A 14,379-nucleotide genomic window follows, 5' to 3' on the forward strand; every position below is an offset into this window, starting at 1 on the left:
CTGTCCCTTTCAGCTGGATATTGTCGAGCGGGTCATTCGTCGCTATACGAATCCTGGGGAACTTGTCTACGATCCCTTCGGCGGACTGATGAGCGTTCCCTATTCAGCGATCAGCCTGGGCCGAAGAGGTTACGCCTGTGAACTGAATCCGGAGTACTTCGCGGATGGCGTCAAATACTGCCGTGAAGCTGAATACAAACGTTCGGTACCAACGCTGTTTGATCTGCTGGGTGCTGAAGAGGAGGCAGCATGAACGATCTGTTTGGGGAGGTACCTACGCCTCCCACCCCTCACAAGAAAGGGAACCCGATGGTAACTACGTACGGTCGGGGCCCCGAGGAATACCGCTGCAAGCATTGCCAGCACTTCATCGACCGCCGTGACAAGTACTTTAAGTGTAGCTACCGGGGCAATACTAACAGTCCGGCCACCGATCACCGGGCGAACTGGCCGACCTGCTCCAAATTCGAAGGCGATGGCAGCAAAACGTGAAATACTCCTCTGTGTCACCTGCCAGATCCGGTACCAGGCTCCCTTTTACTCGAGTACTGAACATATCAGGCGAATGCTTCTCTGGAAGCGATTTATCAAGCAATCATGAAAAAGACCCTGCTTTCTATTCTTTACTGCCTGGCGGTAGTAGCCATCGTCAGTGCCATTAACCTCTATGGCGTATTGTTTGAGGATATGCACTGGCAGCACCAGCAGCACAACGATACCATTCACTTGTACCAAGACTCGCTCCAGTACTACAAGCGTGAGCTGGTGAACCTGCGAAAGCTTTAAGTCTCCATGTTCCGTGCAAAAAATTAGCACGGAACTCCCATTCACCTTAACGAATCGTGCTATGTTTTTCAGAACTCAAGTCGTAACGCCTGAACTCGCCGCCCAGCTGCTGGAAAAAACGAGGGCAATCGCAAGATCAATCAGAGGCGGGTGGAGGAATACGCCGCCATGATGAAGGCTGGCCAGTGGCTCCGGGATACGGGCGAAACCATCAAGATCAGTGCCGATGGCAAGCTGCTCGATGGCCAGCACCGCCTGCACGCCGTCATCAAGGCAGGAATCCCGATCGAGATGCAGGTGGCCGATGCCTGCTCGGATCAGATTCAGAACGTCATCGACCAGGGCAGACCTCGCTCGGCTGCGGACGTGTTGAACTTCAACGGCTACACCAGCACGTCTCAGCTATCGGCGGTGGTGACTACCATCATCAAGCTGGAGCGAGGCACTATCCGGGCACGTGGACGAGTCAATTCAACGGATGTCTTGGAGTACGCTCAGCAGCTCGATCTGGAGGCCAGTATGCAGTTCTCTGCTTCCGTCTCTAGCCGTGGTAAGTTTCTGACCCGTACCGAGTGGACGGTTTTGCATTTTGCTCTCCATGGAATCGATAGCGAGGCGGCGGGGGTATTCTTAAAGAAGCTTTCCAAGGGGTTGGGACTTGCCGAAAATGAACCTGTCACGCGACTACGGCAGAAGCTTGAACAAGCGAAGATGGGGCGTTACTATTTGAGTCCTGAAGAGCGGCTTGCCCTCTGCTTTAAAGCCTGGAACATGACCCGAAAGGGTGAAACGGCGACGGTCATCAAATACAATTCCAATCTGGAAGAGTTTCCAACTCCCGTATAACTCATGCCCTATACTCATCAACAGCTCGTACGATTGGCTGAAAAATGGCTCAAACGTAACGGATGGAAAGTCACTTTCCGGGAGCTCGTAGTATTGACCCTGAGTGTCCAGATGTACTCGGATTCAGATCTGATAATTGTGTGGTGATCGAGTGCAAGGTAAGTCGTAGTGATTTTCTAGCAGATCGAAAGAAAAAACACCGCCAACAGGGAGGTATGGGGCGTTACCGTATTTTCTGCGTTCCTAAAGGACTAATAAAAGCCGAGGAGCTTCCAGAACGGTGGTTGCTATTGGAAGTAACTGACAAAGGAATCTGTTATCCAAACTTTCATCCTAATTCTTTGCGGTGGTACATGAACACAGAGTTTCGGACAAAACATGAGTTTGACTGCCGCGACCTGCGGGCTGAAATGCGAGTCATGTACATGGCCCTTAGTCGTTTAACCCTCCGGGGACTCTTTGAATCTATTTATGAACCGTTTAATCCTTTAGATTAATGATCAAACAACTCATCATCACTACTACCGAGACGGTAACCAGCGACATGGTTAACCAGCTCCATATTGCCCTGAACGCGGAAGATCTGACGCTGGTGGGCGGGGCCGACCTGGGCGGCAACGGTATACGTGGCTTCGTCTTGCATACTGCCGATAAAGAACGCGATCCAACCGAGGCGGCGGAACGGGTGGTCGATGAATTCTCAGGTGTGGGAAGCTATACCCTCTGTGACCTCCCAGGATTGAAAGAACGTATGCAGAGTGGTGGCCAAGGCGTTGCCTGTCCACTTCCGGAAGGTGACTACCCTCCGCTAATCATTGATGAGATCGAAACCTATGCAGAAGACGCTGATCCGCGATAAGGAACACTACCTGCGGCACGTGCTCACCCGGAGCTTGCAGTACGAGGAGGCGGCTCCCGGATGCACCGTGCCGGAATGGCTCCCCATCCCCAAGCCCGACCAGTACCCGTGCGTGGCGATCGTCAGCGATCCGATCCGCGAAGGACAATCCCTCTTTTTCGAAATTGAGTTGGTGTATTTTACTGATTTTTTAACTGTCAATTAGCCATGCCCGTAAGATGCTTTATTGAGTACAGCGAGATGTCGCGTGACGATTTGGTCAGAATCCGAGATGCGTACAAGAAAAACCCAGGGATCAAAAACAACTACGTAGGCCTGAAAGGGCGAAGGTTTTATTTCGAGTTCCCGGATCAGGGACAGGCCTCAGCTTTTATGAAAGCGGCGGAGTTCGGGTTTCAGTTCAAAAAAATCCCGACTGAGCGAATCAATCGGGATTTGTGGAAGTGATTACTGGGCTAGGGATTCTCTTCGCTCCTGTATCTTTTCCAAGGCGAATTGCGTCAGTTCCTCTTTGACTTTTCTAATATCCTCATTCAAAGCTTTGACGTATTCTCTCAACTCTTCAAGCGAAACGTTTATGATATGGTCATGGACTTCAAAAAAAGATGGAATTGGTTCTACGATGATCCCGATTTGGCTAAGGGGGTAGTCCTCAAAGTAGATTTTTTCAGGTCGTTTGATTTCTGTATTTGAAGGATGAAAACGATATAAAAACGGCCACCCGGAAGCCTCGCAGCTTACCATCAAACTTTTGTTTTTATCAAAGTCATGGTCGAGGCGATTTTGATAGTTGAATAATCTGATTTCGCTGCCTTTAGTCCTTTGGTGTCTTTCTTCGTTAATCCAGACGCCAAGGTAACGCCCATCGACAATGGTTTTTTCATAGGCTTCAAGTTCGCCAATGTTAAACCTTTGGACAATGTTTTCGATAGCTGCTTTAATGGTTGGCAAACTGGCCTCAATAGTTGTGCCTGGGACAGTGGGTTCTAATTCAATGAAAGTTGACATTCGTGTATTGGAGTTGGTACAAATACTACTCCTACCAGAAGCAAGCCATTGTAATTAATCCAGATTTGCCTGATAACAAGGGATTTAAAAATGACAGAATTTCCGAAACACTAAATTTTTACTGACATAATGGAACAACCAATCACACCCCTTGTATTCACGGACGAACAGTTCTATAAAGTGAATATCCTTAAGAAAGAAAACCCGAACGAAGCTTCCGGCATTCTGGATCTGCTGCGTTTGCGTAACAGCCAGTGTAAACAGCAGGAAGCGGCCAACGTTTTGGATACGATCATCCTGGGCTTTGTTAACAGCATTGGACTGGATGATCCTTTTTTAGACCCCGTAGAAATTGAGAACCCTTCGATGGTATTCAAAGGCAACAAACAACAGGGAGTAGGAGACGTGCAGTGCTTTCGTACGCCAGATGGTACGAACTATTCGATCTGGTCAACCAATAACTTCTGGGCCCGGTGGGAGTTTCTTCGCTCTGGTGCTTTGCTCATTGGCTATTCAGCTACGCCGCCCATCAATATTCGTCTGGACCTGGAAGCCATGGGCGTTAAAATGCACCACGAATAGTTTATTTTCGTGAATCATAATTTCATATATGTTATTTTGTAAGTATGATTCAAATTACGCACACAATTACGAAAAAGGTAAACGGGGACTCTTACGAGTTCCCTTACCTGTTTTGGCTGGAACTCTCGCACACGGAGCCAAAGGCCTGTAAAGGAAAGATCATTTTCGAGCTGGGCGATTACAAGTACCGCGAGGAGTTCCGGATTGACGGGTATAAACCTAATTCCGGATTCGACCGCCGTACGACGTATCTGGGTGTTCCGTGCAAGGAAAGGCCCGCACCTGGCTCGGTGGTTCAGGTGAAGCTGAAGTACGAGGGCCAGAAGCAGGAGGAGGCGGTCACGGTTGTTGACAAATACGAGGACTTATCGATGTACTAATATGGCCGAAGAGCTGGAGGATGAAATTGAAATTCCCAAGAAACCGGAGGAGTTTAGCGATAAGCAGTGGCGGTTTGTGGAGGAGTATTGCGTAGACTGTAATGCGACGCAAGCAGCTCTCAGGGCGGGATATTCTGCAAAGTCGGCCAGACAGATTGGAAGTGAAAACCTGTCAAAACCGTACATAGTTGCGGAGATTAAGCGGAGACTGGACGCTTTGGCCATGACGGCGGAACAGGCGACCAAGATCATTAGTGACATTGCCAATAGTCGCTTGAACGACTATCTGGTGATTGTGCCTACGCTCAAAACGCAACTAGTCAAAAAGTTGCACGTGGATCGGATTCAGGAGATCGAGGAGCAAATTGTTTTTGAGGACGAGTATGCGAAAGAAGCAGGCCTTGAAGAGAAAGAGTTGGCTCTTCACCAGAAGGCACAGGCAGCCCGCAGGCGGCAAATCGTTCGGCTAAGGCTGGAGGTGCAGCGAAACGCTGAAGCTTTTGCGTACGTGGATAGCGAGCCCATCCTTTCAGAGCGGGTTGAGATTGATCTGGCCGCCCTGGCTAAAGACAAAGAACTGGGCCGAATCAAGAAACTCAAGTTCGGGGAATTCGGGCCTGAGGTTGAGTTGCAGGATTCAATGGCCGCAGCGGATAAGATCCTACAGCTCCATGGCAAGTACAAGAACATTGCAACCGTAGATAACAAAATCGAAGTAACGGTAATACGCCAACGAACCCCTAGACCAGGCGAAGCACATGAAGATTGAGTTAGTCATTCCAGAACTTCACGAGAATCAGCAGTACATCCGGGATCATGCCAAGCGTTTTAATGTCGTCCGCTGCGGTCGCGTTTCGGCAAATCCGACATGGCCAAAGACCTGTTATGCGAAACGGCTCTGGATGATGCCATGCCCGCTGCTTACTACGCACCTACGTACAAGATGCTGGCGACCTTCTGGGCGGAGTTCAAGGCTATGATGACACCAGTTATCTCCAGCAAAGACGAGCAGCTGAAAACCCTACGCCTGATCAATGGGGCCGTGATTGATTTCTGGTCGCTTCAGGATGATAACGTTTCGCGGGGTCGTAAATACAAACGGGTCGTAGTCGATGAGGCAGCGATCACAGAGAATCTGGAAACCGCGTGGAATCAGGCAATCCGGCCCACGCTGACCGATTACAAGGGGGATGCGTGGTTTATGTCCACGCCAAAAGGCCGACAGAGCTATTTCTTCAAGCTTACGGAGAACGAAAAGACGAAATCAAACTGGAAGTCTTTCCACTTTCGAACCGTCGATAATCCCTACATCGATCCGGAGGAGGTGGAGATGGCAAAAGAAGATTTGGATGCGTTAACCTTTACGCAGGAGTATGAGGCCGAGTTTGTAGAGCTGGAAGGCAATCCGTTTTTTCATGCCTGGACGACCGAGCGGAACGTTCAGAAAAATTACTACGATCCTGAGCTTCCAATCTACCTATCCTTTGACTTTAACATTCGAAACTCGCTGACCGTTTACCAGATTGATTTTGATAAGCGGGAGGTCAGGGGGCTTGAAGAGTATCAGCAGGGCGGCATCGGAATGGATCTGGAGCAGCTCTGTAAAGACGTCGCTCTAAAGTATCCGGGGGCGGTGATGATCATTACGGGGGATGCCTCCGGCAATAGTCGCAATGCCCTGACTGTGGATAACCAGGCCGCTTATCAACTTATCGAAAGCTACCTGCAGGACGCTGGGGTGGTCTTTACTTCGTTCCGAGTGCCCGAGGCCAACCCGAAAACGGTAAACGCCCGGGTAGTGTGTAACGCGGTTATCAAGCATTTCAACATCACCACGGATCCATCGATGACGATCACCAATGCGGATATTCAGCTGATGCGAATGCGGAGTGATGGAGGCCTGGATAAAGCTCATGCCGACAAACACAATTATGGCCACGCTGGCGATACGTACCGTTATTTGATTTACAACATTTGTTACGATTGGTACACGAATCGAAGACCTGCAAACGAAAACTAATTCACACTCAGGCGATTCCGTGAAATCTCGTTTGCGGGCTCGTTTGCAAAAACCTAAACTTATGTGCTTTGCCTGTAGAACTTTTCGCGAACATCCCAAACACCTCGCCCTAACCAAGACCGGTAGCATTACGATCATGACGGGCCTTCATGCCTACACCATTGTTGAAATAGAGCTAAGGGGGCGGTCCAAAGTCCATAAGCAGAAAACCAAAGTATTTGAAGACGGGAGTGTACTGCTGCTGCTAACCGAATCCATCACGGAAGATCTTCCGCCTTACTGGTACGTACCCTTTTCCATTAAAGTATACCTGGTTGAGCCCGCCCATGAGCCGGTTTTTTGGAAGGATGAGATAGGTCAATACAACGAGATCAGGTTCAAGACGAGCAGCTATGACGGAATCTTAAACGAATCCACTATTTTAGCTTCGTAATTTCAAATATGCAGATAAGAAAGTATGAAACTGGAAGCTTTGGGCAAAGAACCCGAAAACCCGTTTGCCGCCCTGGTGGGCCTCAAGGGCGTTACGCCTTCGGAAGGCACGCAGCCTTCGATGTGGCTGGATGATCTGCCCGGTATCACTCAGGAGCTGCCCGAAAAGCTTCGTAGCGGCGAAACGGGTAAGACTATGTGGGAGCGGATTCAAAGACTTGCCTGGCAATCCATGGGCGAAGCGGTTAAAAACGCTCTGGCTGGCCGTCTGGTCTTTGAGCGGGTACTGGCTCAGACGGCTCCCCTTGAATCCAGAGCAAAGGGCGAAGTATTCCAGCCCTCAGCCCGCTGGGAATGCTGGGAGATTCACACGCCGCCTAGTAAATGGGTTACTCTCCAGTTTCATACGGCTACGCTGTATTGCGATGAGGAGGAGTTTGCTTCAACGCTGAAGATTTGGGATATGAGCACGGGCAAAGAGCTGCATTCCCAGACTGTGACGAGTGAAACCGAAATTACGATTGGCCAGCAGGTAGATCTAAAACGCGGGGCTCACCTGCTCATCGGCATTGATTGCACGGACCTGACGCTGTACGCAGCGGATTCGGGCAAATGGTGTGATTTCGTGACCGGGGCTCCTATTTATCCAGCCAACGCAGACAATGGTTGGAAGGCGGATAGTACGTTTCGCGTGTTCCCTAGCTCTATGCCGAAAGGGGTAACACCTATCCAGCAGAATACTGTGCAGGTGGACGAAGGGCAGACGGGCTTACAGATTGATGTTCGCCTGGTGGGTAGCATGGAGGCCTTTCTGACCGAATACTCCCGCGATTTGGCGTACGCCTACCGGCTGCTATGCGGCTCCCTGCTCATGGATGAGAAGCTGGGCAGTAAGGAACTGAACCACTCTGCGAAGACTAACCTTGAATTTGCCCTTGAAAAGCGGGACGCATGGCGAAAGGAATTCAATCAGGTCATCCCTCGAGCTGTAAAGGCCATAGACCTCCGCGGCCAATCTCTGTGCTGGAGTTGTGATGACGAGGCCTTTTGCATCGGTATTGTTTCAAGCGTTTAACCAATCAAAACACAACTTATATGGCCTTTTATCAGAAAAAACCCGTAGTCGTAGAAGCTGTACAACTACAGCGAAACAACATCGAAGAGGTTTATCGCTTCGTGAATCAGCTTAGCGATGACCATGACATTCACAACCGCTCAAGCTGGACTGCGGAAGAAAAGTGGGAGGACTATTGTGCGATGATTTGCCGGGATGGTTTTCAACTCAAGACTAAAGAAAGCGGTCAAGGCGTCCAAATCGCCAGTGTCGGCGATTACATCGTTAAGGGTTTTACTCAGGAATTAGGCTGGCATTTCTGGCCCGTAAAGCCTAGCTACTTCGAGGAAAACTACTTCGAAGTGCCTGAGCCCATTGCTCAATGAAAACGCAATACTATTTCCTGACCCCTGATCACCCGGTGCCCGAAGTTGGACGCTATTACGTCAAGTTCCGGAAAAACCACACCGTTAGCTCCGTACACCGGGTACTCTCCGTGAAGCTCACCCAGCAGAAGAAACCCGTTGAGGGCTATATCTGCTACACGCTCAAAATCGAGAGGCTGGAAGGCTTGGTACCATTCGCGGAATTTGAGTTCAGTGATGAGTGTCAGGGGGTCTGGGTGAAAGGAGAGGAGGCCTATGCAGCCTTCCCGTTCGATCCAAAAAAGCATTAGCCATGTATTCAGTCTCTTTAAACCAAAATACTCCTGATGTCGTGCAGCTGGTTGTGCAGGGCCTGGTACATCTGGAAGGTGATCTACCGAAGATACTCACGCAGTCGGCCCTTGATCACGTAGCCGTGGTCAAATGGCGTATTCAGCAGAAAGGACAGGGTACCGATGGTCAAAGCCTGATCACCAAGGCTACGAAGCGGCTGGGAGCCTACTCGAAGTATTACGGCCGTAACCGGGCAAAGCGTGGTCGGCAGACTGAACGTGTTGATTTTACTGATTCAGGGGACTTGATGCGAAGCTTTCAGGTGTTGCCGCCTGAGGTGCAGGTTGATGGATCCGTGCTCGTGCAGGCTGGATTTACGGACGATAGTCAGGGTAAGATTGCGGGTTATCTGGAGGAGTACTTTGGGGACTCTTTTTATCCCACTGAAGGCGAAAAACAAGTCATCTCCGCAGGCCTTGCTGATGCAGTAAACGAGCGGATTACATTATGAGTGAGCCTAGATTCTTTATCGGTATTCCGATCAATCTCTCCGCGTTCGAAAAGCAACGAAACCGCGAGGATGCCATGCAACGATTAGCGGATGCCTGCTTTGCCCTTGATATGGATGAGTTGCTGGATTTGAGAATCGAGTTTGCTCAGTCTAGCGATGAAGTACTTCGAAACGAGGTGGCAACGATTGACGAAGTTTTATCACGAATTCGGCAGTCTTAAGTACGCTTTTGCCGCTTTTTATTACGCTTTTCTCACTTTTTGTAACGCTATGAATCCTTGGCAACTCATTGACGAATTTTTGTCTGACAAGTTTAACCCCTGCGATTATAGCACAGTGGCCTATGGCTTAGTGCGTCAGGCAGTGGACGGGGAGGGCGTTGTGGGTCGCCTCATCAAAGAATCCGATCCTGATCTGGAGGAACTGTCCTTTGATTTTGGAGCGGATGTACAGTGGTTTCACATGCTGGGCTCGCAAGGCTCTACGCCCGGGGACTTTGGATCTAATCTAACGCACCGGGTGGAGCTAGTTTGGGCTGAAAAAGTAGGCGTTTCTGCCTTTTCTGCCCACGCCATTGACGACGCCTTCGGACTGTTTTACCCTCAGCTTTCTACGAGTGTGGGGCCCTTCAACGCCCGGCGTTGGAACCTCGAACTGAAAGACCTTCCTAACGAATACAAATTCGGGGTAGTAACCTACTCTTTTAATCGCCTCACCAACTATGCCTGATTTTTCAAAAGAGACCAGTAAGGCCTCGAAAGCCTTCGAAGACTGCGATACTAAAGAATTCGCCTTTCATTCCCTGGGTGTGGATTACTATAAGCATACGCACCGGGGCTTTAACATGACCTATTCCAAGTGGTTCGAGCTATCGACCATGAGCGAATTTCACGACAAATGGAAGCTTACGGCCATCGACGTCGATGAGTTTTTCCGGGTCGAACGGGATTCCTGGGCCACCATCCGGGCGATGGTAGCCGGTGGACAGCAGGAGGAGGCTTTGGAGTTCATCGATGAGGCCATGACCTACAATTCACTGGTCAGCATTCGCCGCCTGGCTAAACATCCGGAAGCGTTGTACCGCGAAGCTTCCGTATTCTTTTTCGATCAGACCGAAGACCCTGCCCGCTATGATGAGTTGTACGCGGAGGAAAAGATCAAACGCTGGATTCAGGATCCCGAGCTTATCAATAACAAGGAGCTTTTTTTTCGCCAATCAGTGCTTTGTTGCCATCGGACGCGTTGTCGATGCCTACGGAGGAACTCGAACAGACGATACTCCAGCTCAGAGACCTGGTGCAGACGGGAGCAACCGCAAGCGTATTGGCCTCCGAGAAAGCGTCGATGCTTGGCGGGTTGAGCAACATCGCCAGTTCTACGCTGAAAAATATGCTCTTGCGAACGGAGATGCTAAGGGAATACGAGAGCTTGACGGACTTACTATCCAAGCGTATTTAGACTTCCGTCTGGCGTGGCAGGCTCAGAAATCGCGGGAAGAAGAGGAATTGAAGAAAATGAGTAACCCGGCAAAATCATCCAATGATTTTGCAACGAACCCCTGATAGGCCTATGATACGTGGATCAGGATCACAATATTCGCCTGAAGCTTCAGGCGTCCATGGAGGGCAAGAATGTCGTTGCTGAGCAACTGAATTCTCTGCTTTCCATTGAAAAACAGCTTACCGAACAGAATTACAAATTAGCCGAGGCGGCCAAAACCCGAGCCGCCGCAGCGGAAGCCTCCGCCTCCAGAGAAAGAGCACTGGTACAAGGGGTCGTCAGTATTCAAGGCGAACTGGCCGAAGCTAATCGCCGGGCTGAGGAGGCCGCCAAACGTGCTGCTGAAGCTGCCAAGGCCCGGGCCGAAGCCAATAAACGCGAGGCGGAACGGGAAAAGGGCATTCTCGAAAACCTGAAAGCCAAATACGCCGAGGTTGAAAAAGCCCGTGAGCGTGCCATGTCTCACAAGGAGATTCGGCAGTATAATGCTCAGCTTTCGGACCTGCAACGCCAGATCGCCCGCGTAGATGGTGGGATGCGGGGGTTAGGCCAGACAACCGTAGGCACTTCCAATCAATTCCGTACGCTTCATAACTACGCGACGGCGGCTCTTTCTACGGCGGCTCTCACGCAGTTTGGTAATAAGCTCAAAGACGTAACCAGCAATGCGGAATCTTTCGGCATCAGCCTGGAGACGATGTTGCAATCCAAACTCAATGCCGATAAGCTCAATAGTCAGGTCATTGATTTTGCCAAGCGTACGCCCTTTACGCTGGGTGAGGTCCAGGAGCAAACGACCAAACTGCTGGCTTATAACATTGCCTCTGGTGATGTTGTCAAAACTATCGAGGAATTGGGTAACATCGCCGCTGGCGTCGGCAAAGAAAAGCTTCCCTTTTTAACGCTGGCTTATGGTCAGGTGCGGGCGTTAGGTAGACTCACCGGGCAGGAGGTCCGGCAGTTCACCGAGGCCGGGGTTCCTCTGCTGGAGCTGCTGGCCAAGCAATCCGGCAAGACCACCGCCCAGATTCAAAAGGACGTAACCGAGGGAGCCGTTTCCTTTGAAATGGTAAAGGCGGCCATCTCCTCGACTTCCGCTGAAGGCGGCAAGTTCTTTAATCTCATGGGTAAGCAGTCGCAAACCCTGGCGGGCCGTCTTTCTAACTTTTCTGATACCGTTGATCAGGGCCTGGTGCGGGTGGGTAACCGCCTCAAGCAAACCGGCATGAATCTGCTAGGCATGGCTGACGACTTCATTCAGGCCAGCCTGGGCAGTGAAAGTGCAGTAAACCGGACGATTAGCTACATCAAAGCTCTGATTGCGATGTACGTCACCTACCGGGCCGTATCTGCTGCAATCACCGTGCAGAAGCGGCTGGAAGTGGCGGCTGATCTGGAGCTAGTGGGTAGTCACCGCCTTTTGTACGCTGTCACGGGTCAATTGAATCTGGCTCAGCAAGGCCTTTGGGCCACGCTTCGAGCAAATCCGATTGGTTTGATCGTGGGAGCCATCGGCCTGGCTGTTACGGCCTATCAGCTCTGGAAAGGAGCCAGTACTGAAGTGGTCAGTGCGATCGGCGAAGAGGAGGGCAAGCTCCGGGCCGAGCGGGATACACTCAATGCCCTCACGAGTGCCGTGGTAACGGCCAATGCCGCCAACGGCGAACGGATCCGCGTGCTTAAAAACCTCAATGAGCAGTATCCGGACCTGTTGCGGGGACTTGATCTGGAGAAGGTTTCTAACCGGGAGCTGGTTAATATCCTGGCAGCTGTAAACCGGGAATATAAAAACCGGATTGAGAATGCCCGCCTTGCCTACCAGCCGAGCAGAACGGCGAGAAACGCAAGGAGATGTATCAGACGGAGCTTGATCTCATCAACCGTCTCAAGGAAGCCGATGCCAATTTCAAACCCATCTCTCGTGATATCGCCGGTGTCATCCGGGAGGCTCAGTCCTACATCAAGCGTACAGCTGGCAAGAATACCGATCCTTACATCGCAGATCTGATTTCTGAACTCGAACTCGTCAAGCCTCGGGCTAGACAGGTCTCTGAGACTATGCAGGAACTTGATTCAGAGGATCGGGCGATTTCCAATGAAAAGCAAAAGCGGAATGAGGCTCAAGAGAAGTTTGAGAAGCGTAATTATGATTTAGGCCTCAAACGTATCAAGCAACTGGAAAGCGAGCTGAAGGGCAGTAAGAACCTGACTGAGGAGCAGCGAAAGGAGAAACAGCAGCAGCTCGATGCGTACCTGGCTCGAAAAAAACAGTATGAGGAGCAGCATGGCCTCGTCGTTGTCAACGGCCAGAAGGAAGATAAAGCGAAAAAGAAGTGGCACGATGATGATTTGGTTAGACGCCGGGCGGAGGTACTAGCCATGGAGGACTCGCTGGCCAAACGCCTTTTGCTTATCAATGCCGATGAACGGATTGCTATTTCTAAAGCACGTTTTGAAAAGAAAACGGAGACGGAGATTGATGAAATCCGGGCCGAATACGAAGAGAAACGCCGTAAGACACTCAAGGATGAGCGGGAAGACCGAAAGAAGCTTTCCGATGACCTACTGGAGCACGAGAAGCAGATCAAGGATAAAATCCTAGAGCAGAAGAAAAAGGAACTCGAGGAGCAAAAGAAGCTCGATGCCGAGTACCATGAGCTACTCGTAAAACAGGCGAGGCTACGTGAGGAGATAGGACTGGAGCAAGCTCGTGAGCGGGAACTTCGGGATGCCCGTGGTTTAATGGAACGTATTGCTATTCAGCGGAAGTATGACAACCTCATAGCTACGATTCACATCAATTCTTTACAGCAAGAGATTTTCCGTGAGAAACTGAATCTTGAATACAAAAGAAAGGTCAGCAAGGTATCTGAGAACGAAGAACGTGAGTCACGAAACCGCATTATCAAGCTTGAAAACCAAGTTGATGAAGAGCGGAGGAGACTAGCCGATAAACAGGCAGATCGGGAAAATGCGGCAGCTGAACGTCGCCGTCAACTGGAGCGTGAGTCCACGCAAATGATCATTCAACTTTTAGGACAAACTGAAAATGCGAATCTCAGAGCTTTTGCCAATATTTTGGCCGCTTACCAGCAGTTTACAGATAAACGGGACAAAGGGGAGGTTACGTGGATGGATAAGGCTACCCTGGGTATTACTGCTTTGTCTGCCGCTAGTGCCGCTTTCTTTTCTGCCGAAAGCGAACGCTACACAGCCCTGGCCCAAGCCGCAGCGGACCGCAATCAGGCCGAAATGGAAGCTTTGCAGAAGCGTCACAAGGCCGACCTTGATGGTTTTCAGGGAAATGAAACCCAGAAAAAACAGCTTCAGGATCGTCAGGATCGGGAAGAAAAGGCACTCCAAGAACGGCAGAGGAAAGAGGAGGCAGCGTTAAAGCTCAAAGCTTGGAAGGCAGATCAGGCGGGCAAAATAAGCCAGACTATCAGTGCGGGTGCATTAGCTTCAGTTCAAGCCTTTTTTGCAGCGGGTGGTAACCCGGTCCTTGGAGCCATTTTCGCGGCTACCATTGGAGCATTTACAATCGCTGCTGTGGCTAAGATTGCTAAACAGAAAGCTCCCAAATTCTACGCTACGGGTACCGAATTCGTCGATGATAAGCGGGAGTTCCCCTCGGGCATCGATACCGTACCCGCCTATCTCACCCGGGGCGAATCAGTGCTGACCGTGCAGCAGAATAAGCGTAAACAGGACCTGGGCCTAAACAATGACGGGCTCTTGCGTA

The 14,379-nt window shown here is 50.5% G+C and carries 20 protein-coding genes; 19 read left to right on the forward strand and 1 reads right to left on the reverse strand.

Features of this window, described 5'->3' with window-relative positions:
- The 6 genes from BWI93_RS05260 to BWI93_RS05290 all read left to right on the forward strand — a co-directional run.
- Positions 1-253, forward strand: a 253-nt coding sequence (locus BWI93_RS05260; RefSeq protein WP_141217361.1) for a DNA methyltransferase, incomplete at its 5' end; no start/stop codon positions are given.
- Positions 250-492 (forward strand): hypothetical protein, encoded by a 243-nt coding sequence (locus tag BWI93_RS05265; protein ID WP_094809099.1) that lies wholly within the window; start codon positions 250-252, stop codon positions 490-492. The genes BWI93_RS05260 and BWI93_RS05265, both read left to right, overlap by 4 nt.
- A 105-nt stretch (positions 493-597) precedes the next feature.
- Positions 598-786, forward strand: coding sequence for a hypothetical protein (locus BWI93_RS05270; RefSeq protein ID WP_094809100.1), 189 nt, complete (start codon positions 598-600; stop codon positions 784-786).
- Between the two features lie 150 nt (positions 787-936).
- Positions 937-1,632 carry a hypothetical protein gene (locus tag BWI93_RS05275; RefSeq protein WP_094809101.1) on the forward strand — a complete coding sequence of 232 codons (696 nt, stop codon included), beginning with the start codon at positions 937-939 and terminating at the stop codon, positions 1,630-1,632.
- A 544-nt stretch (positions 1,633-2,176) separates the two neighbouring features.
- Complete coding sequence (locus tag BWI93_RS05285) at positions 2,177-2,491, forward strand: hypothetical protein (RefSeq protein WP_141217363.1); 315 nt, start codon at positions 2,177-2,179, stop codon at positions 2,489-2,491.
- Positions 2,466-2,696, forward strand: a complete 231-nt coding sequence (locus BWI93_RS05290; protein ID WP_094809104.1) for a hypothetical protein — start codon at positions 2,466-2,468, stop codon at positions 2,694-2,696. Before BWI93_RS05285 ends, BWI93_RS05290 begins: the two co-directional genes overlap by 26 nt.
- Positions 2,697-2,938: 242 nt before the next feature.
- Here BWI93_RS05290 and BWI93_RS05300 read toward each other — a convergent pair whose 3' ends face one another.
- On the reverse strand, positions 2,939-3,499 hold the full coding sequence (locus tag BWI93_RS05300; protein WP_094809106.1) for a hypothetical protein: 561 nt from the start codon (positions 3,497-3,499) through the stop codon (positions 2,939-2,941).
- Between the two features lie 129 nt (positions 3,500-3,628).
- On the opposite strand from BWI93_RS05300, the gene BWI93_RS05305 reads away from it, so the two are divergent.
- From BWI93_RS05305 to BWI93_RS05365, 13 genes are all read left to right on the forward strand, one after another.
- Entirely contained in the window at positions 3,629-4,081 is a 453-nt protein-coding gene (locus tag BWI93_RS05305; RefSeq protein ID WP_094809107.1) for a hypothetical protein, read from the forward strand.
- 44 nt (positions 4,082-4,125) lie between these two features.
- Entirely contained in the window at positions 4,126-4,461 is a 336-nt protein-coding gene (locus BWI93_RS05310) for a hypothetical protein (RefSeq protein WP_094809108.1), read from the forward strand.
- A gap of 1 nt (position 4,462) precedes the next feature.
- Positions 4,463-5,230 (forward strand): terminase small subunit, encoded by a 768-nt coding sequence (locus BWI93_RS05315; protein ID WP_094809109.1) that lies wholly within the window; start codon positions 4,463-4,465, stop codon positions 5,228-5,230.
- Positions 5,231-5,329: 99 nt separating this feature from the next.
- Positions 5,330-6,481, forward strand: coding sequence for a hypothetical protein (locus BWI93_RS05320; RefSeq protein WP_094809110.1), 1,152 nt, complete (start codon positions 5,330-5,332; stop codon positions 6,479-6,481).
- Positions 6,482-6,542: 61 nt separating this feature from the next.
- Positions 6,543-6,914, forward strand: coding sequence for a hypothetical protein (locus BWI93_RS05325; RefSeq protein ID WP_094809111.1), 372 nt, complete (start codon positions 6,543-6,545; stop codon positions 6,912-6,914).
- A gap of 24 nt (positions 6,915-6,938) precedes the next feature.
- Positions 6,939-7,988, forward strand: coding sequence for a hypothetical protein (locus BWI93_RS05330; protein ID WP_094809112.1), 1,050 nt, complete (start codon positions 6,939-6,941; stop codon positions 7,986-7,988).
- A gap of 20 nt (positions 7,989-8,008) precedes the next feature.
- On the forward strand, positions 8,009-8,353 hold the full coding sequence (locus BWI93_RS05335) for a hypothetical protein (protein ID WP_094809113.1): 345 nt from the start codon (positions 8,009-8,011) through the stop codon (positions 8,351-8,353).
- Positions 8,350-8,643, forward strand: coding sequence for a hypothetical protein (locus BWI93_RS05340; protein WP_094809114.1), 294 nt, complete (start codon positions 8,350-8,352; stop codon positions 8,641-8,643). Before BWI93_RS05335 ends, BWI93_RS05340 begins: the two co-directional genes overlap by 4 nt.
- A 2-nt stretch (positions 8,644-8,645) precedes the next feature.
- The gene (locus BWI93_RS05345) at positions 8,646-9,137 is read left to right on the forward strand and encodes a hypothetical protein (protein WP_094809115.1); all 492 of its coding nucleotides are present in this window, start codon (positions 8,646-8,648) and stop codon (positions 9,135-9,137) included.
- Positions 9,134-9,358, forward strand: coding sequence for a hypothetical protein (locus BWI93_RS05350; RefSeq protein WP_094809116.1), 225 nt, complete (start codon positions 9,134-9,136; stop codon positions 9,356-9,358). The genes BWI93_RS05345 and BWI93_RS05350 overlap by 4 nt, the downstream gene beginning before the upstream one ends.
- A gap of 49 nt (positions 9,359-9,407) precedes the next feature.
- Positions 9,408-9,866: a hypothetical protein gene (locus tag BWI93_RS05355; RefSeq protein ID WP_094809117.1), complete on the forward strand. Its 459-nt coding sequence runs from the start codon at positions 9,408-9,410 to the stop codon at positions 9,864-9,866.
- The gene (locus tag BWI93_RS05360) at positions 9,859-10,497 is read left to right on the forward strand and encodes a hypothetical protein (protein ID WP_094809118.1); all 639 of its coding nucleotides are present in this window, start codon (positions 9,859-9,861) and stop codon (positions 10,495-10,497) included. Before BWI93_RS05355 ends, BWI93_RS05360 begins: the two co-directional genes overlap by 8 nt.
- 216 nt (positions 10,498-10,713) lie before the next feature.
- The gene (locus BWI93_RS05365) at positions 10,714-12,645 is read left to right on the forward strand and encodes a tape measure protein (protein ID WP_094809119.1); all 1,932 of its coding nucleotides are present in this window, start codon (positions 10,714-10,716) and stop codon (positions 12,643-12,645) included.
- The last annotated feature ends 1,734 nt before the right edge of the window (positions 12,646-14,379 follow it).

The sequence above is a fragment of the Siphonobacter sp. BAB-5385 genome (genome assembly GCF_002261125.1).
Lineage (GTDB): Bacteria > Bacteroidota > Bacteroidia > Cytophagales > Spirosomataceae > Siphonobacter.